This window comes from Streptomyces sp. NPDC007901 (assembly GCF_042959465.1).
Taxonomy (GTDB): Bacteria; Actinomycetota; Actinomycetes; order Streptomycetales; family Streptomycetaceae; genus Streptomyces.
Map to the genome: position 1 here is coordinate 149284 of NZ_JBIBKW010000004.1, position 17049 is coordinate 166332.

Sequence of the window (17049 nt, forward strand, 5' to 3'; positions counted from 1 at the left end):
AAACCCTAAGTCACGGCACTGACAATCCCCGCCGGACGGTCAGCTGGTCCAGAAGTCCCACCAGCGGGTCAGGACCAGCATGCCGATGATGCCGATGTGCAGGACCGGCAGCACCCAGGTGAACTCGCCGAAGAAGGACTTCAGCCAGTTCGGGGCCGGCAGGAAGCTCTTACGGATGTTGAAGGAGGTCACGTACCAGAACATGGTGATCGTGGCGACCCAGGCCAGCGAGCACCACAGGCACAGGGCGTTGATCCGGTACAGGGACTGGAACTGCAGCCAGGTGCAGAAGCCCACGCCGAAGAGCGTGCCGAAGTTGAAGGTCAGCCAGTACCAGCGCGGGAAGCGGGCGCGGGCCAGCAGGCTCATGCCGACGCAGATGACGATGCCGTAGCAGACCAGGCCGAGCATCGGGTTCGGGAAGCCGAAGGCGGCGGCCTGCTTGGACTCCATGACGCTGCCGCAGGAGACGACGGGGTTGAGGCTGCACCCGGGGGTGAACGTCTTGCCCTCGACCTTGGCTTCCAGCAGCTTGAACTTGTCGATCGTGATGACCCAGGCGGCCAGCAGGCCGGCGGCGCCGGTGATGATCAGCAGCAGCGCGAAGGCGAGACTGCCGCCCTCCGTGCGCGGTGCCGCTGAGGCGTGCTCGGGCTCGGGCTCGGTGGAGACGCCCTTGACTGTCGTCTTGCTCATCACGCCGATTCCGTCTGTTTGAGAGTTGGAACTTCTTCGGGCAGGGGCCATTGTGCCGCACGAGGCGCCCTGTCCACCGTTCGGTGCGCATAAGGAAGTACGCACGGCCGCCCCGGAAGGTTCGGTTCTGGCCGATGATCGGGGCATGACAGCACACGCGAACGAACTCGCGGTGGACGTCCGGGGGCTGCGCAAGCGGTACGGCGACGTGACCGCGGTGGACGGCATCGATCTGGGCATCCGGCGCGGCGAGGTGTTCGGCCTGCTCGGGCCCAACGGGGCGGGCAAGAGCACGACGGTGGAGATCCTCCAGGGCAACCGGACCCGGGACGGGGGCGAGGTCTCGGTCCTGGGCGCGGACCCGGCGGCGGGCACGCGCGCGTGGAGGTCCCGTGTGGGCATCGTCTGGCAGGACGAATCGGCGCCCGCCGAGTTGACGGTCCGCGAAACAGTACGGCATTTCGCGCACTACTACCCCAAGCCGCGCGACCCGGAGGAGGTGATCGGCCTGGTCGGTCTGGAGGCCAAGGCGGACAGCCGGATCAAGGCCCTCTCGGGCGGCCAGCGCCGCCGCCTGGACGTGGCGCTGGGGGTGATCGGCGGACCCGAGCTGCTGCTCCTGGACGAGCCGACGACCGGCTTCGACCCGGCGGCCAGGCGCCGGTTCTGGGACCTGATCCGCCTCCTCGCGGACGAGGGCACGACGATCCTGCTCACCACCCACTACCTGGAGGAGGCGGAGGCCCTCGCGAACCGGCTGGCGATCGTCGCCCAGGGCCGGGTGGTCGCCGAGGGCGAGCCGCAGGAGCTCCGGGACCGCTTCGGCACCGGCGCCACCGTCGAGTGGACCGACCCCGACGGCAGCACGCGCGCGGAGCACACGGAGACCCCGACCAGGACGGTCGGTGATCTCATGCGGCGCTTCGACGGCGAGATCCCGGGGCTACGGGTGAGCCGCCCCACCCTGGAGGACGTCTACCTCAGGCTGACCGGACAGGAGGCCGCGCGATGACCGCGACGACCACCGCAGCCGCCCGGACCCTCGACGGCGACGCCCGCCTGCCGGGTGCCTGGCCGCTCGGGCTGCACCGGGGCGCCCTGGAGATCCGGCAGTTCTTCCGCCAGCGCGACCAGGTCGTCTTCACCTTCGCCTTCCCGGTCGTCTTCCTCTTCCTCTTCGCGTCGATCTTCCACGACGACGTCGAGGGCAGCGGGGTCACGGCGTCCCAGCTGTACGTGCCGGCCATGATGGCCTCCGGGATCATGTCGACGAGCTTCCAGTCGCTGGGCATCTCGATCGCGGTGGAACGCGACGAGAAGGTCCTGCGCCGGCTGCGCGGCACGCCGATGCCGCCGGCCGCCTACTTCCTGGGCAAGATCTGGCTGGTGCTCTTCACGGGCATCCTGGAGACGGCGATCCTGCTCGCCGTCGGCACCACGTTCTACGACGTCTCGCTCCCGTCGGACGCCGGGCGCTGGCTGGACTTCGCCTGGATCTTCGTGCTGGGGCTGACCGGGTGCGCGCTGCTCGGCATCGCGATCAGCTCGGTGCCGAAGTCGGCCAGGAGCGCCAGCTCCGTGGTCGTACTCCCGTTCCTGGTCCTGCAGTTCATCTCCGGGGTCTACATCTCGGTCGACACCATCCCCGGCTGGATGCTGGACATCGGCGCGCTGTTCCCGCTGAAGTGGCTGTGCCAGGGCCTGCGCGGGGTGTTCCTGCCCGACTCGGCGAAGGCTCTGGAGCAGGCGGGCGACTGGGAGTTCGGGCGGATCGCCCTGGTGCTGGCCGCCTGGTGCGTCGGCGGACTGGTGCTGTGTCTGCTGACCTTCCGGTGGAAGAGCCGGCGCGACGGATGACCGGGAGGCGGTCACCGACCGGGGCGGTGGGCGGACTGCACCCCACCGCCCCGGCGGGGCCGTCAGCCCAGCCTCGACTCCAGTTCCGCCACGATCTCGTTCACGCCCACCGCCGTCTGCTCGCCGGACTCCATGTCCTTCAGCTGGACGACGCCCTCGGCGAGGTCGCGCTCGCCGGCCACGATCGTGTAGCGGGCCCCGCTGCGGTTGGCGTTCTTCATGGCGCCCTTGAGGCCCTTGGCGCCGTAGGAGAAGTCCGCCGCGACGCCGACCCGGCGCAGTTCGGTGACCTTGGCGAAGAGGATCCGGCGGGCCTCCTCGCCCAGCGGTACCGCGAAGACGCTGGTGGCGGAGGGGAGGTCGAGTTCGACGCCCTCGGCCTCCAGGGCGAGGACCGTGCGGTCGACGCCGAGGGCCCAGCCGACGGACGGCAGCGCGGGGCCGCCGATCATCTCGGACAGGCCGTCGTAGCGGCCGCCGCCGCCCACCGCGGACTGGGAGCCCAGGCCGTCGTGGACGAACTCGAAGGTCGTACGCGTGTAGTAGTCCAGGCCGCGGACCAGCTTCGGGTCGTCCTCGAAGGAGACGCCCGCCGCCGTGATCAGTTCGCGGACCTCCTCGTGGTACGCCTTGCAGGCGTCGCAGAGGTAGTCCCGCAGCAGGGGTGCTTCGCCCAGCTGCTTCTGGACCGATTCACGCTTGTCGTCCAGAACGCGCAGCGGGTTGATCTCGGCCCGGCGCAGGGTGTCCTCGTCCAGGTCCAGTCCGCGCAGGAAGTCCTGCAGGGCCGCGCGGTAGACCGGGCGGCACTCCTTGTCGCCCAGGCTGTTCAGCAGGATGCGGAAGTCGCGCAGGCCCAGCGAGCGGTACGCCTGGTCGGCGAGGATGATCAGCTCGGCGTCCAGGGCCGGGTCCTCGGCGCCGATCGCCTCGGCACCGACCTGCGAGAAGTGGCGGTAACGGCCCTTCTGCGGGCGCTCGTAGCGGTAGTAAGAGCCGGAGTACCAGAGCTTGACCGGGAGGTTGCCCGTCTTGTGCAGGTTGGCCTCGAGCGCCGCACGCAGCACGGACGCCGTGCCCTCGGGGCGCAGCGCCAGCCTGTCGCCGCCCTTCGTCTCGAAGGCGTACATCTCCTTGGTGACGATGTCGGTGGACTCGCCCACACCGCGCGCGAAGAGTTCGACGTTCTCGAAACCGGGGGTCTCGATGTAGCCGTAGCCGGAGTTGCGCAGCGGCGCGGCGATCGCCTCACGGACGGCCAGGTACGTGGCGCTGTCCGGCGGGATCAGGTCGTAGGTGCCCTTGGGGGCCTGAAAGGTGCTCACGGAAGGTCTCTCGTCACATTCCTCGTCGGGGAGCGGCATCGGCGTTCGCTCCCGGGCCGGCGGCCAGCTCCCGTAGGTACGGATTGGCGGCGCGCTCCTGGCCGATGGTCGTCTGGGGGCCGTGGCCGGACAGCACCACGGTGGAGTCGTCGAGCGGCAGGCACACGCGGGCCAGCGAGGCGAGCATGTCGTCCATGGAGCCGCCCGGCAGGTCCGTGCGTCCGATGGAGCCGGCGAAGAGCAGATCACCGGAGAAGAACACCGAGGGGATCTCGGCCGTCTCCGGCATCCGGAACGTCACCGACCCCCTGGTATGGCCCGGCGCGTGCGCGACGGAGAACTCCAGCCCGGCCAGCGCGAGCCGCGCGCCGTCGGTCAGTTCCTTCACGTCGTCCGGCTCCCCCACCGTCAGCTCGCCCATCAGCTGCATGCCGATGGACCGGCCGAGCGCCTTCTCGGGGTCGCTCATCATGTACCGGTCCTCGGGGTGGATCCAGGCCGGTACGTCGTGCGCTCCGCAGACGGGGACGACCGAGGCCACGTGGTCGAGGTGGCCGTGGGTGAGGACGACGGCGACGGGCTTGAGCCGATGCTTCTTCAGCGCTTCCTCGACGCCTTCGGCGGCCTGGTGGCCGGGGTCGATGATCACGCACTCCTCACCGGCGGCGGGGGCGACGAGATAACAGTTCGTCCCCCAGGCCCCGGCGGGGAACCCGGCAATGAGCACGATCGTCCTTCGTTGTGTCGGTTCGGGTGGCTACAAGCTGTGGTCCAGAGCCTACCGGCGCTGCCGTTTCCTCAGCGAACCCATATACGGTACGGGGCTACACGCAGCGGTCGGCTCACACAGCGCTCAGGACGCACGCGTACCGGTCGACACACGACACGCATGAGGAGAAAACCCGGTGGTCAGCCAGGAGCAGCGGCGGCGTCAGCTCGCCCGGGAGAAGTTCTTGCGGCAGCAGCAGCGGCGCACCAGCGCACGGCGCAAGTCACGCATGCGCAACTCCGTGATCGCGTCCGTGCTCGGCGTGATCGTGATCGGCAGTGTCGCGCTGTACACGACCAATGTCTTCAAGAACGACGACAAGGCGAACGCCAGCTCGGAGACGACGCCCAGCGCCTCGCCCAGCGCCAGCAAGGCGCCGGACCCGTGCGAGAAGGCCGCGGCCGGCAAGGTGAAGAAGCTGAGCTGGAAGAAGGAGCCGGCGATGTCGATCGACACGTCGGCCGACTACACGATGACGCTGGCGACGACCTGCGGTGACATCGGCATCGCGCTGAAGACGGCGGCGGCCCCGCACACGGTGAACTCGTTCGACTTCCTCGCGTCGAAGGGCTACTTCGACCACACCAAGTGCCACCGGCTCACCACCAACGGCATCTACGTGCTGCAGTGCGGCGACCCGACGGGCACCGGCAGCGGCGGTCCGGGGTACACGATCCCTGACGAGAACCTCAAGGACAAAAGCCTGAAGGGCGGTGTCTACCCGGCGGGTACGGTCGCGATGGCCAACACGGGTCAGAAGCACACCGGCGGCAGCCAGTTCTTCCTGGTCTACCAGGACAGCCAGCTGCCGGCCAGCTACACCCCGTTCGGCACGGTCGACGCGGCCGGACTGAAGGTCCTGAAGAAAATCGCCGCCGCGGGTGAGAACACCGGAGCCGGTGACGGAGCGCCGAACGCGACGGTCGTGATCAACAAGGCCACGGTCACCAAATCCTGACCACCAACTGCGAAATTTCGGTCGCGCGGGATGCGGACAGGCAACCCGCTGGTCGCCTATGTTGGCCGTGACGAAACTGTGGACGATGCCCGGGGGCACAGAGGCCCCTCGCAGGCATCATGTGGAGGAGGCGCTGTGAGCAGCGACCCGTGGGGCCGCGTCGACGAGACGGGGACCGTGTACGTGCGTACGGCCGACGGCGAGCAGGTCGTCGGTTCCTGGCAGGCGGGCTCCCCTGAGGAAGCATTGGCCTACTTCGAGCGCAAGTACGAGGGCCTGGTTGTCGAGATCGGCCTCCTCGAGAAGCGAGTACAGACCACCGACCTGTCCGCGAAGGACGCCCAGGTCGCCATCGACCATCTGCGCGAGCAGGTGGAGGCGCACCACGCGGTCGGTGATCTGGAGGCGCTGCGCACCCGGCTCGGCGAGCTGGTGAAGACCGTGGACTCGCGCCGCGAGGAGCGCAAGGCACAGCGCGCCAAGCAGTCCGACGAGGCCCGCAAGGCCAAGGAGGACCTGGTCGTCGAGGCGGAGCAGCTGGCCCAGTCCGACCAGTGGCGGGCCGCCGGTGAGCGGCTGCGCTCCCTGGTGGACACCTGGAAGGGCCTGCCGCGTCTGGACCGCAAGTCGGACGACGAGCTGTGGCACCGCTTCTCGCATGCCCGGTCGGCGTTCTCCAAGCGCCGCAAGGCGCACTTCGCGCAGCTCGACGCGCAGCGCGAGGACGCCCGCAAGGCCAAGGAGAAGCTGGTCGCCGAGGCCGAGTCGCTGTCGGACTCGACGGACTGGGGTCCGACGGCCGCGCGCTACCGCGAGCTGATGACGGAGTGGAAGGCCGCCGGCCGCGCCCAGCGCGAGCACGAGGACGACCTGTGGAACCGCTTCCGCGGCGCCCAGGACGTGTTCTTCGCGGCGCGCGGTTCCGCGTTCGCCGAGCGGGACGCGGAGCAGACGGAGAACCTGAAGCTGAAGGAGGAGCTGGCCGCCGAGGCCGAGAAGCTCCTGCCGATCACCGACCTGAAGTCCGCGCGGTCCGCCTTCCGCTCGATCAACGAGCGCTGGGAGGCCATCGGCCATGTGCCGCGCGACGCGCGTCCGAAGGTCGAGGGCCGGATGCACACGGTCGACCGGGCCATCCAGGAGGCCGAGGAGGCCGAGTGGCGCCGGACCAACCCGGAGGCACGCGCGCGTGCCGCGGGTCTGACCGGCCAGCTGCAGGCCGCCGTGGACAAGCTGCGGGCGCAGATCGAGCAGGCCCGCGCCCAGGGCAACGCGTCCAAGGCGGAGAAGCTGGAGCGCGAGCTGGAGGGCCGCCAGGCGCTCCTGGACCAGGCTCTCAAGGGCCTGCAGGAGTTCGGCGGCTGACGTCCCGCGCCCCGACGTGGTACCTGCGCGGCCCCGTCACCCTCTCCGGGTGACGGGGCCGTGTGCTGCCGTCAGCGGGACCGCGTGCCCCGTTCCAGGGTGTCCAGGGCGTGCCGGAGCACTTCGCAGGCCTGGCTGTGGCTGCCGGCGGACTGGAGCGGCACGGCGAGGCGCCGGCACCCCGTGACCGCCTCGGGGCCGAACCGCCTGTGCGTCAGCCGGAAGGCGCTCTCCAGCACCTCGATGGCCTGCCGGTCCGGGGTACCGCTCATCGCCGCCTCGACCTCGGCGTCGATCACCGGCCCGGCCGGGGCGCGTCGCGAGGCGCGGGCCCGGTTGCGCACCAGCGGCAGGCGGCCCACGTCGTTCTCCCGGCTGCGCTGCGGCCGGGGCCTGTTGCGGGCGCCGAGCCGGTGGTCCACGGCCCGGTAGACGGTCTCCAGGTCCAGGGGCTCGGGTGCGTGTCGGGCACAGCAGTCCAGGACGACGACCTTGCGGCGGGCCTGGGACGACAGGATGGCGCTGCGCAGATGCCGGTACTCGACGGCGGTGTATCCGGCGCCCTCCCGTGATCCGGCCACGCCCCCGGTTACGCCCTCCTCCGATGGTCCGGCGTCAGCCGGTCCAGGGCCAATCTCCTTGCGGTAACGGAGACTTGCCCCGTAGGGCTAACGCTGCTGCCGGGCCGAGGTCACCCGGTAGACGTCATAGACGCCCTCCACGCCCCGTACCGCCTTCAGGACGTGGCCCAGGTGCTTGGGGTCGCCCATCTCGAAGGTGAAGCGGGAGGTGGCCACCCGGTCGCGAGAGGTCTGGACGGCCGCGGAGAGGATGTTGACGTGCTGGTCGGACAGCACGCGGGTGACGTCCGACAGGAGCCGGGAGCGGTCCAGCGCCTCGACCTGGATGGCGACCAGGAAGACCGAGGACTGGGTGGGCGCCCACTCGACCTCGAGGATGCGCTCGGGCTCACGGGACAGCGACTCGACGTTGACGCAGTCGCTGCGGTGCACCGACACACCGCTGCCGCGCGTGACGAAGCCGATGATCGGGTCGCCGGGGACCGGCGTGCAGCAGCGGGCCAGCTTGACCCAGACGTCGTCGACGCCCTTCACGACCACGCCGGGGTCCTGGTTGCTGCGCCGCTTGCGGCCGCGGGTGCGGGACGGCGGGACCGCCTCGTCGATCTCCTCGGTGGCCGCCTCCTCGCCGCCGAGCGCCTGCACCAGCTTCTGCACGACGTTCTGCGCGGCCACATGGCCCTCGCCGATCGCCGCGTACAGCGAGGAGATGTCCGGGTAGCGCATCTCGTGCGCGAGGGTGACCAGGGAGTCGCCGGTGAGGATGCGCTGGATCGGCAGGTTCTGCTTGCGCATGGCGCGGACGATGGCGTCCTTGCCCTGTTCGATCGCCTCGTCCCGGCGCTCCTTGGAGAACCAGGCGCGGATCTTGTTCCGGGCGCGCGGCGACTTGACGAAGCCGAGCCAGTCCCGGGAGGGGCCGGCGCCGGGCGCCTTGGAGGTGAAGACCTCCACCAGGTCGCCGTTGTCGAGCGTCGACTCCAGCGGGACGAGACGGCCGTTGACCCTCGCCCCTATCGTCCGGTGGCCGACCTCCGTGTGCACCGCGTACGCGAAGTCGACGGGGGTGGCACCGGCCGGGAGCGCTATGACGTCGCCCTTGGGGGTGAAGACGAAGACCTCGTTGCGGGACAGGTCGAAGCGCAGGGACTCCAGGAACTCGCTGGGGTCCTCGGTCTCCTTCTGCCAGTCCAGCAACTGGCGCAGCCACGCCATGTCGTTGAGGTGGTCGTCCTTGCCCTTGCCGGCCTTGGGCACGTCGGTGCGGACCTTGGAGGCGCCGGCGACGGCCTCCTGCTTGTACTTCCAGTGCGCGGCGATGCCGTACTCGGCGCGGCGGTGCATGTCGAACGTACGGATCTGGAGTTCGACGGGCTTGCCGTTGGGCCCGATGACCGTCGTGTGCAGCGACTGGTACATGTTGAACTTGGGCATCGCGATGTAGTCCTTGAAGCGCCCCGGAACCGGGTTCCAGCGCGCGTGGACGGTGCCCAGGGCCGCATAGCAGTCGCGGACGGTGTCCACCAGGACGCGGATGCCCACCAGGTCGTAGATCTCCGCGAAGTCCCGGCCGCGGACGATCATCTTCTGGTAGACGCTGTAGTAGTGCTTCGGCCGGCCGGTGACGGTCGCCTTGATGCGGGCGGCGCGCAGGTCGGACTGGACCTCGTCGGTCACTATGGCCAGGTACTCGTCGCGCTTGGGGGCGCGCTCGGCGACCAGCCGGACGATCTCGTCGTACATCTTGGGGTAGAGGATCGCGAAGGCGAGGTCCTCCAGCTCCCACTTGATGGTGTTCATGCCCAGGCGGTGGGCGAGCGGCGCGTAGATCTCCAGGGTCTCGCGCGCCTTCTTCTCCTGCTTCTCGCGCTTGAGGTAGCGCATGGTGCGCATGTTGTGCAGGCGGTCGGCGAGCTTGATGACCAGGACGCGCGGGTCCTTGGCCATGGCGACGACCATCTTGCGCACGGTCTCGGCCTGCGCGGCCTCGCCGAACTTGACCTTGTCCAGCTTGGTGACGCCGTCGACGAGCAGCGCGACCACATCACCGAAGTCGCGGCGCAGGTCCTCCAGGCCGTACTCGGTGTCCTCGACGGTGTCGTGCAGCAGGCCCGCCATCAGGGTCGCCGGGTCCATGCCGAGCTCGGCGAGGATCGTGGTGACCGCGAGCGGGTGGGTGATGTACGGGTCGCCGCTCTTGCGCTTCTGGCCGCGGTGCCAGCGCTCGGCGACCTGATAGGCGCGCTCGATCTGGCGCAGGGTGGCGTTCTCGATCTTGGGGTCGTTGCTGCGGACTATGCGCAGCAACGGCTCCAGGACCGGGTTGTACGGGTTCGCGCGCTGCACGCCGAGGCGGGCGAGACGGGCGCGGACGCGGTTGGAGGAGCCGGAGCGCGCGGGCTGGCCGGTGTTGGGGCGGGCGGCGGGGCGCTCGGGAGGGGCCGGTTTGGGGCGCGAGGTCTCGGCCGACTTCTCGGCGGGCGCGGACTGGGCATGCTCGACCGGCCCACGGGTGTCGTTCTTCGTCTGCGACACGTTCGGCGCGGGCTTGGCCGCGGGCGCCGAGGCGGGCTCGGGCTTGGCGGCTGTCAGTGGCTGGGCCTCGTCTGGCAAGAGGGCTCCTCGTGCGCGATCCGGGTCCCCCGGTCAGGTTCCGGAGACCCCATGGTAGCGATCCTGGGCCGTGTCATCTCCTGCAGGCCGGACCGGAAACCGTATACGGGAGAAACACGCGAGGCTGCAGCGGGATTCCACAGGGGTGTCCGCCGGGTGGCCGAGGGCCCTCCGAACACGCGAACGCCCGCCCCGGGGGGGCGGGCGTTCTGCCGGTCGTACGGTGTTCAGACCTGCAGGAGTGCCTCCAGCGGCGCTCCGTCCAGGGCCGGCTCCAGGCGGCCTCGGCCACCGAGGAAGCCCAGCTCCATCAGGACCGCGACCCCCGCGACCTCGGCGCCGGCCCGGTGGATCAGCTGGATCGCGGCCTCGGCGGTGCCGCCGGTGGCGAGCACGTCGTCGACGATCAGGATCCGGTCGTCCTTGCCGAGGTCCTCGGCGTGCACCTCGATCTCGGCCGAGCCGTACTCCAGCTCGTAGGACTGGCGCAGGGTGGCTCCGGGGAGCTTGCCCGCCTTGCGGACCGGGATGAAGCCGAGGCCGGCGCGGACGGCGACCGGGGCGCCCAGGATGAAGCCCCGGGCCTCCAGGCCGACGACCTTGGTGGCGCCGGTGGCCGCGGCGATCCCGGCCAGTTCGTCGGTGAGCGCGGTGAACGCGGCCGGGTCCGCGAGCAGCGGCGTGATGTCCTTGAACATCACGCCCTGCTCCGGGTAGTCCTCGACGTCCCGGATGCGGCTGAGCAGCAGCTCCTTGACGTCGGTCATCGGCGCTTCCCCGAGGGCCGGCCACGGCCGCCCCGGGTGCGGGACGCGGGCTGGTTGCGCGGGCCGACGACGGCCGCGGCGGCGTCCTCGGGCTCATCGACACCGCCCCGGGCCTCGGCCATCTCCTCCTCGGCGGCGGCCTGGGCCCGCTTGGCGAGGACGCGCTTCTTCAGGGCCTTCATCTGCGGCTCGGCCTCCTTGAGGTCGGCGACGAGCGGCGTGGCGATGAAGATCGAGGAGTAGGCACCGGCGGCGAGACCGACGAACAGCGACAGCGAGATGTCGTTGAGCGTGCCCGCGCCGAGGAAGCCGCCGCCGATGAACAGCAGGCCCGCGACCGGCAGCAGCGCGACGACCGTGGTGTTGATCGAACGGACCAGGGTGCCGTTGATCGACCGGTTGGCGATGTCGCTGTAGGTGAACCGGGTCTGCTTGGTGATGTCCTTCGTCTGCTCCTTGAGGCTGTCGAAGACGACGACCGTGTCGTAGAGCGAGTAACCGAGGATCGTCAGCAGACCGATGACCGTACCGGGCGTGACCTCGAAGCCGACCAGGGCGTAGATACCGGTCGTGATGGTGATGTCGTGGATCAACGCGACCAGGGCCGCGACCGCCATCCGCCACTCGAAGGCGATCGCCAGGTAGATCACCACGAGGACCATGAAGATGCCGAGGCCTTCCCAGGCCTTGTTGGCGATCTGGTCACCCCAGCTCGGGCCGACGAGGTCGGCGGCGATCGACTCGGTGGACATGTTCATGTCCTTGGCGAGCTCCGCCTTGGTCGCGTCGGACTTGGCGGTGTCCATGCCCGCGATCTGGATGCGCAGACCGCCCGTGCCGAGCTTCTGCACGACCGCGTCGTGGCCGGCGGCCTCCTTCGCGTAGGTCTCCGCCTGGGACACCGAGACGCTGGTCTTCGGGGTGGTGAAGACGGCACCGCCCTGGAAGTCGATGCCCATGTTCAGGCCGCGCACCGCCAGGCCGACGATGGCCGTGATGGTGATCAGGATGGAGATGCCGTACCAGATCTTGCGCTTGCCGACGAAGTCGTAGCTGATCTCGCCGCGGTGGAGTCGGGCGCCGAGGTTGCCGAGTTTCGACATCGCTCACGCTTCCTTCGGGTCGACAGGGCCGGCGACGGGACCGGCGGGACGGCGGGTGCGGCGCAGCGGGGGCTTGGCGCCCAGGCCCTTGGGGTCGAGCCCGGACCACTTGTGGCCACCCGCGAAGAACTGACGCCGGGCGAGGATCGTCATCAGCGGCTTGGTGAAGAAGAAGACGACGACGACGTCGAGCACGGTGGTCAGACCGAGGGTGAACGCGAAGCCCTGGACCTTGCCGACGGTCACGATGAACAGCACGGCGGCGGCCAGGAACGACACGAAGTCGGAGACCAGGATGGTGCGCCGGGCGCGCGGCCATGCCCGCTCGACGGCGGGGCGCAGCGTGCGGCCCTCGCGGATCTCGTCCCGGATGCGTTCGAAGAACACGATGAACGAGTCCGCTGTGATTCCGATCGCGACGATGGCACCACAGACGGCCGGCAGGTTCAGCGCGAAGCCGATGGCCGGGCCCAGCAGGGCCATGAGCACATAGGTCAGGACCGCGGAGACCAGCAGCGAGGCGATCGCGACGAGCGACAGACCCCGGTAGTAGACCACCAGGTAGATCACGACCAGCGCGAGGCCGATGGCACCGGCCAGCAGACCGGCGTGCAGCTGCTCACCGCCGAGCGCGGCGGTCACGGTGGTGACGCTCTGCTCCTTGAAGGAGAGCGGGAGCGCGCCGTACGACAGCACGTTGGCGAGGCTCTGGGCCTCCTCCTGGGTGAAGCTGCCGGAGATCTCCGCCTGGCCGCCGATGATGGACTGGCTCACGTACGGGCTGGAGACGACCTCGCCGTCCAGGACGATGCCGAACTCGTTCTGCGGCTGGGAGTTCTTGGCCAGCTCGCCGGTGACGTCCGCAAACTTCTTGGATCCGGTGCCGGTGAAGGTCATCTGGACCTGCCAGCCGGAGGCACCCTGCGTGTCATAGATGGCCTGGGCCTTCTTGACCTCGGTGCCGTCGACGGCGGCCGGGCCGAGCACGTACTTGTACCAGACGCCGGAGATCTTGCCGCAGGCGATGGTCGTGTCGGTCGGCTTGGCCGTCTTGCCGGCCGTGGCGCGCTGCGCGGCCTTGGAGCAGTCCAGCGCGGTGTACTGGGCCTCCAGCTTCGAGGCGGCGGCGGAGGCGCTCGCGGAAGCCGAGGCGTCGGCGGAAGGGCTCGCCGAGGCGGACGGCGTGGAGTCGGCCTTCAGGGCGTCGGTGACGGCCCGGCCCTGCGAGGTGGCGGAGGACGACGGGGACGCGGAGGATGATCCGGTCGCCTTCTCGGACGCCGACGCGCTGCTCGACGGGGACGCGCTGGGCGAGGCGCTGGAGCTGCCGCTGGAGGACGCGCTCGGGGAGGCGCTCGACGCGGCGCCGGCGCTGGCCTCGCTGGCCAGGACCGGGCGGAAGTACAGCTTCGCGGTGGTGCCGACCTGCTGACGGGCTTCCTCGGAGTTGGTGCCCTTGGGGATGTTGACGATGATGTTGCTCGTCCCCTGGGTCTGCACCTCCGCCTCGGAGACACCGAGGCCGTTGACACGGCGGTTCATGATGTCGACCGCGGTGTCCATGTTGGCCTTGTTGATCGCGGACCCTTGGTCGGCCTTCGCCTGCAGCGTGATGCTCGTGCCGCCGGCGAGGTCGATGCCCAGACGCGGAGTGGTGTGCCCCGAGGCGAACATCCCGCCGGTGAGCGCCACGATGGCGATCAGGATCAGGGCCAGCGAGCGCCCTGGCTTGCTCTGGGCGCTCGCGCTCCGGCCCCTCTTAGGTGCTGCCACCTTCTCGTACTCCCTCTCGGGCCGCCGCGCGCCTGGTCGGCGCGGTCGGCCATGACTGGTGTCGGGATCCCGTGCGAGAAACAGACGCGCCCGGGGTGCGGGGTGCGCGCAGGGCGCGCGCACCACCCCCCGGGTCGCGGCTACTTCGCGTCGGTCTCGCCGTCGGTCTTCTTCGGCTCTTCGCCGGCCTTCGCCTCGACGGTCCCGGCCTCCTCGACCTTGTCCTCGACCTTGTCCTCGGTCTTCGCCTCGGCGGTCTCCTCGGCCTCGTCCTTCTTGCCGAGGTCGACGGCCTTGTCGTCGGAGGCGGCGGCAGCGTCGGCCGACTCGTCGTCGGTCTCGGTGAGGGAGGAGGCGTCGTCCGGGACGACGGCGGCGTCGGACTTCAGGTCGTGCTCGACGCCGTGGACGATGCGGTTGTACTCGTCGTCGGTGAGGACGGAGCCGATCGCGTTCTTCGCGAAGAGAAGCTCGACGCCCGGGCCCGCGTCGAGCAGGACCGTGTCGTCGTTCACTTCCTTGACCGTCGCGTACATGCCGCCGATGGTGCGGACACCGCTGCCGGGCTGCACCTCGTTCCGCATGTTCTGGGCCTGCTGCTGCCTCTTCTTGTTCGACCGCGTCAGCAGGAACATGGCCGCGATGAGCACGATGAGCGGGAGGAGGGTCAAGGTATTCACGGGACGGAATTTCCTTCGCGCAGCCGCGGCGGTGAGCGGCCTGGATGATGGGGGCGTGGTCGGCGCCGCCCGCAAAGGCGGCATCGGCGGAGTCTAAGCGAGTCCGCGTGCATGGAACAACGCTCAGCATGGCACCTGGGTTCCTGCGCCCGCCAATACCCCGCCGTCACGAAGAGATCACGTCTGCCGCCGGGCCCTGGTGGGCGGGCGGCGACCCGTCCACCGGCCCCGCCGCAGGGGTGTCAGGTGCCGAACAGGTCCTGCTGGCCGGTTCCGCCCGCCGCACCGCGCGGGGCGGTCAGGCCCAGGTGGGCCCAGGCGGCGGGAGTGGCGACGCGGCCGCGCGGGGTGCGGGCGAGCAGGCCCTCGCGGACCAGGAAGGGCTCGGCGACCTCCTCGACCGTCTCGCGCTCCTCCCCCACCGCGACCGCCAGCGTCGACAGGCCCACCGGGCCGCCGCCGAACAGCTTGAGCAGGGCCTCCAGCACGGCGCGGTCGAGCCGGTCGAGGCCGCGCTCGTCCACCTCGTAGACGGCCAGCGCCGCGTGCGCGATCTCGCGGTTGATCAGCCCGTCCGCCTTGACCTGCGCGTAGTCGCGGACACGGCGCAGCAGACGGTTGGCGATACGGGGCGTGCCGCGCGAGCGGCCGGCGATCTCGGCGGCGCCGGCGGGGTCGATCTCGACGTCGAGGAGGTTGGCCGAGCGATGGACGACCCGCTTCAGCTCGGTGGGCTCGTAGAACTCCATGTGCGCGGTGAAGCCGAAGCGGTCGCGCAGCGGCGGCGGCAGCAGGCCCGCGCGCGTGGTGGCGCCGACCAGCGTGAACGGCGGCAGCTCCAGCGGGATCGCGGTGGCACCCGGGCCCTTGCCGACGATGACGTCGACGCGGAAGTCCTCCATCGCCATGTACAGCATCTCCTCGGCCGGCCGTGACATGCGGTGGATCTCGTCGAGGAAGAGGACCTCGCCCTCCTGGAGGGAGGAGAGGATCGCGGCCAGGTCGCCGGCGTGCTGGATGGCGGGGCCGGAGGTGATGCGGATGGGGGCGCCCATCTCGGCCGCGATGATCATCGAGAGGGTGGTCTTGCCCAGGCCGGGCGCGCCGGAGAGCAGCACGTGGTCGGCGGTGGCGCCCCGCGCGCGTGCGGCGCGCAGGACCAGGTCGAGTTGCTCGCGGACCTTCTCCTGCCCGATGAACTCGCCCAGGTCCTTGGGGCGCAGCGCGGCCTCGACGGCCTGGTCCTCACGGTCGGCGACGGCGCCCACCAGCCGCTCCGCGTCGACGCCGGTGTCGGTGTCGGTCGTGTCGTCCCAGTTCATAAGTGATGTGCCTCAGCGGTGGTGGGGTCAGCGGGCGCGGTTGAGGGTCTGGAGGGCGGCCTTCAGGAGCTGGCCGACCTGCGGGGTGCCGCCCGCCGCCTCGGCCTGCGGGGTCACGGCGGTCACGGCCTCCTCGGCCTCCCGGGTCGCGTAGCCGAGGCCGATCAGGGCCGCGTGCAGCTGGTCGCGCCAGCCCTGGCTGATCGGCGCGCCGATCGCGGGGGCGCCGACGGGCTCGCCCAGCCGGTCCTTCAGTTCCAGCAGCAGCTTCTGGGCGCCCTTCTTGCCGATACCGGGCACGGCGATGAGCGCCTTCTCGTCACCCGTGGCGACCGCGCGGCGCAGGGCGTCCGGGCTGTGCACGGCGAGCATCGCCTGGGCGAGTCGGGGGCCGACGCCGCTCGCCGTCTGCAGCAGCTCGAAGATCTGCTTCTCGTCGTCGTCGACGAAGCCGTACAGGGTGAGCGAGTCCTCCCGTACGACAAGGGAGGTGGCGAGTTTGGTCTGCCGGCCCATGCGCAGCCCGGACAGGGTGTTGGGCGTGCACTGGACGGCGATGCCGATCCCTCCGACCTCGACGACCGCGGAGTCCGGGGCGAGGGCGGCGACCGGGCCGCTGACGAAGGCGATCATGTCGTACGGCCTTTCGTTGCGTTGGCTGCGTGCAGGGCGACGGCCTGCTGGAGTCGGTTCTGGGCGGGGGCGCGCCAGATGTGGCAGATGGCGAGCGCGAGGGCGTCGGCGGCGTCGGCGGGCTTGGGCGGGGCGCTGAGCCGGAGCAGCCGGGTGACCATGGCGCCGACCTGGGCCTTGTCGGCGCGTCCGGAGCCGGTGACGGCGGCCTTGACCTCGCTGGGGGTGTGCAGGGCGACGGGGATGCCGCGGCGGGCGGCGCACAGCATGGCGACGGCGCTGGCCTGGGCGGTGCCCATCACGGTCCGTACGTTGTGCTGGCTGAACACCCGCTCCACGGCGACGCATTCGGGCCGGTGCTCGTCCAGCCACTGCTCGATGCCCTGCTCGATGGCGACGAGGCGATGGCCGAGTTCGGCATCCGCCGGCGTCCGCACGACCCCCACGCCGACCATGGTGAGCGGCCGCCCGGCGACGCCCTCGACGACCCCGACACCACAGCGGGTCAGCCCTGGGTCCACCCCCAAGACGCGCACGCGCCCCCTCCCTTCGGTCACCTGTTTGTGCAGGCTATCCGGTACCACCGACAACGGCCGACATGACGAAG

General features: G+C 70.4%; 16 protein-coding genes. 4 read left to right on the forward strand and 12 right to left on the reverse strand.

The features are described 5' to 3' along the window. Window positions 1-39: 39 nt before the first annotated feature. The gene (locus ACFZDK_RS15305) at window positions 40-696 is read right to left on the reverse strand and encodes a vitamin K epoxide reductase family protein (protein WP_390972722.1); all 657 of its coding nucleotides are present in this window, start codon (window positions 694-696) and stop codon (window positions 40-42) included. Between the two features lie 145 nt (window positions 697-841). Here ACFZDK_RS15305 and ACFZDK_RS15310 point away from each other — a divergent pair, with 145 nt between their 5' ends. Together ACFZDK_RS15310 and ACFZDK_RS15315 are read left to right on the forward strand one after the other, a co-directional pair. Continuing rightward, window positions 842-1708, forward strand: a complete 867-nt coding sequence (locus ACFZDK_RS15310) for an ATP-binding cassette domain-containing protein (RefSeq protein WP_390972724.1) — start codon at window positions 842-844, stop codon at window positions 1706-1708. Further along, entirely contained in the window at window positions 1705-2553 is an 849-nt protein-coding gene (locus ACFZDK_RS15315) for an ABC transporter permease (RefSeq protein ID WP_390972725.1), read from the forward strand. Before ACFZDK_RS15310 ends, ACFZDK_RS15315 begins: the two co-directional genes overlap by 4 nt. Window positions 2554-2615: 62 nt before the next feature. Here ACFZDK_RS15315 and hisS read toward each other — a convergent pair whose 3' ends face one another. After that, window positions 2616-3878, reverse strand: coding sequence for a histidine--tRNA ligase (gene hisS, locus ACFZDK_RS15320; RefSeq protein WP_390972726.1), 1263 nt, complete (start codon window positions 3876-3878; stop codon window positions 2616-2618). A gap of 13 nt (window positions 3879-3891) precedes the next feature. Continuing rightward, window positions 3892-4605, reverse strand: coding sequence for an MBL fold metallo-hydrolase (locus ACFZDK_RS15325; protein ID WP_390972728.1), 714 nt, complete (start codon window positions 4603-4605; stop codon window positions 3892-3894). Window positions 4606-4783: 178 nt separating this feature from the next. On the opposite strand from ACFZDK_RS15325, the gene ACFZDK_RS15330 reads away from it, so the two are divergent. Then, window positions 4784-5605, forward strand: a complete 822-nt coding sequence (locus tag ACFZDK_RS15330) for a peptidylprolyl isomerase (protein WP_355729286.1) — start codon at window positions 4784-4786, stop codon at window positions 5603-5605. Window positions 5606-5740: 135 nt separating this feature from the next. After that, complete coding sequence (locus ACFZDK_RS15335; protein WP_390972731.1) at window positions 5741-6970, forward strand: DUF349 domain-containing protein; 1230 nt, start codon at window positions 5741-5743, stop codon at window positions 6968-6970. A gap of 71 nt (window positions 6971-7041) precedes the next feature. Here ACFZDK_RS15335 and ACFZDK_RS15340 read toward each other — a convergent pair whose 3' ends face one another. The 9 genes from ACFZDK_RS15340 to ruvC all read right to left on the reverse strand — a co-directional run bounded on the left by ACFZDK_RS15340 (window position 7042) and on the right by ruvC (window position 16978). Next, window positions 7042-7551 (reverse strand): hypothetical protein, encoded by a 510-nt coding sequence (locus tag ACFZDK_RS15340; protein WP_390972733.1) that lies wholly within the window; start codon window positions 7549-7551, stop codon window positions 7042-7044. Between the two features lie 87 nt (window positions 7552-7638). Next, window positions 7639-10164 carry a bifunctional (p)ppGpp synthetase/guanosine-3',5'-bis(diphosphate) 3'-pyrophosphohydrolase gene (locus tag ACFZDK_RS15345; protein ID WP_355729281.1) on the reverse strand — a complete coding sequence of 842 codons (2526 nt, stop codon included), beginning with the start codon at window positions 10162-10164 and terminating at the stop codon, window positions 7639-7641. 227 nt (window positions 10165-10391) lie between these two features. Beyond that, window positions 10392-10931: an adenine phosphoribosyltransferase gene (locus ACFZDK_RS15350; RefSeq protein ID WP_390972735.1), complete on the reverse strand. Its 540-nt coding sequence runs from the start codon at window positions 10929-10931 to the stop codon at window positions 10392-10394. Then, window positions 10928-12034, reverse strand: coding sequence for a protein translocase subunit SecF (gene secF / locus ACFZDK_RS15355; protein ID WP_390972736.1), 1107 nt, complete (start codon window positions 12032-12034; stop codon window positions 10928-10930). The genes ACFZDK_RS15350 and secF overlap by 4 nt, the downstream gene beginning before the upstream one ends. Before the next feature lie 3 nt (window positions 12035-12037). After that, the gene (secD, locus tag ACFZDK_RS15360) at window positions 12038-13807 is read right to left on the reverse strand and encodes a protein translocase subunit SecD (RefSeq protein WP_390972738.1); all 1770 of its coding nucleotides are present in this window, start codon (window positions 13805-13807) and stop codon (window positions 12038-12040) included. A gap of 140 nt (window positions 13808-13947) precedes the next feature. Further along, window positions 13948-14487: a preprotein translocase subunit YajC gene (yajC, locus tag ACFZDK_RS15365; RefSeq protein WP_390972740.1), complete on the reverse strand. Its 540-nt coding sequence runs from the start codon at window positions 14485-14487 to the stop codon at window positions 13948-13950. A 242-nt stretch (window positions 14488-14729) separates the two neighbouring features. Then, window positions 14730-15809, reverse strand: coding sequence for a Holliday junction branch migration DNA helicase RuvB (gene ruvB, locus ACFZDK_RS15370; protein WP_390972742.1), 1080 nt, complete (start codon window positions 15807-15809; stop codon window positions 14730-14732). 27 nt (window positions 15810-15836) lie between these two features. Next, window positions 15837-16442, reverse strand: a complete 606-nt coding sequence (gene ruvA / locus ACFZDK_RS15375) for a Holliday junction branch migration protein RuvA (protein ID WP_390972743.1) — start codon at window positions 16440-16442, stop codon at window positions 15837-15839. Beyond that, the gene (gene ruvC, locus ACFZDK_RS15380) at window positions 16439-16978 is read right to left on the reverse strand and encodes a crossover junction endodeoxyribonuclease RuvC (RefSeq protein WP_390972745.1); all 540 of its coding nucleotides are present in this window, start codon (window positions 16976-16978) and stop codon (window positions 16439-16441) included. The genes ruvA and ruvC overlap by 4 nt, the downstream gene beginning before the upstream one ends. Window positions 16979-17049: the final 71 nt, after the last annotated feature.

Coding starts and splice junctions, on each gene's coding strand:
- ACFZDK_RS15305 (WP_390972722.1), bottom strand. CDS start 696: ATGAGCAAGACGACAGTCAAGGGCGTCTCCACCGAGCCCGAGCCCGAG.
- ACFZDK_RS15310 (WP_390972724.1), top strand. CDS start 842: ATGACAGCACACGCGAACGAACTCGCGGTGGACGTCCGGGGGCTGCGC.
- ACFZDK_RS15315 (WP_390972725.1), top strand. CDS start 1,705: ATGACCGCGACGACCACCGCAGCCGCCCGGACCCTCGACGGCGACGCC.
- ACFZDK_RS15350 (WP_390972735.1), bottom strand. CDS start 10,931: ATGACCGACGTCAAGGAGCTGCTGCTCAGCCGCATCCGGGACGTCGAG.
- secF (WP_390972736.1), bottom strand. CDS start 12,034: ATGTCGAAACTCGGCAACCTCGGCGCCCGACTCCACCGCGGCGAGATC.
- ruvB (WP_390972742.1), bottom strand. CDS start 15,809: ATGAACTGGGACGACACGACCGACACCGACACCGGCGTCGACGCGGAG.
- ruvA (WP_390972743.1), bottom strand. CDS start 16,442: ATGATCGCCTTCGTCAGCGGCCCGGTCGCCGCCCTCGCCCCGGACTCC.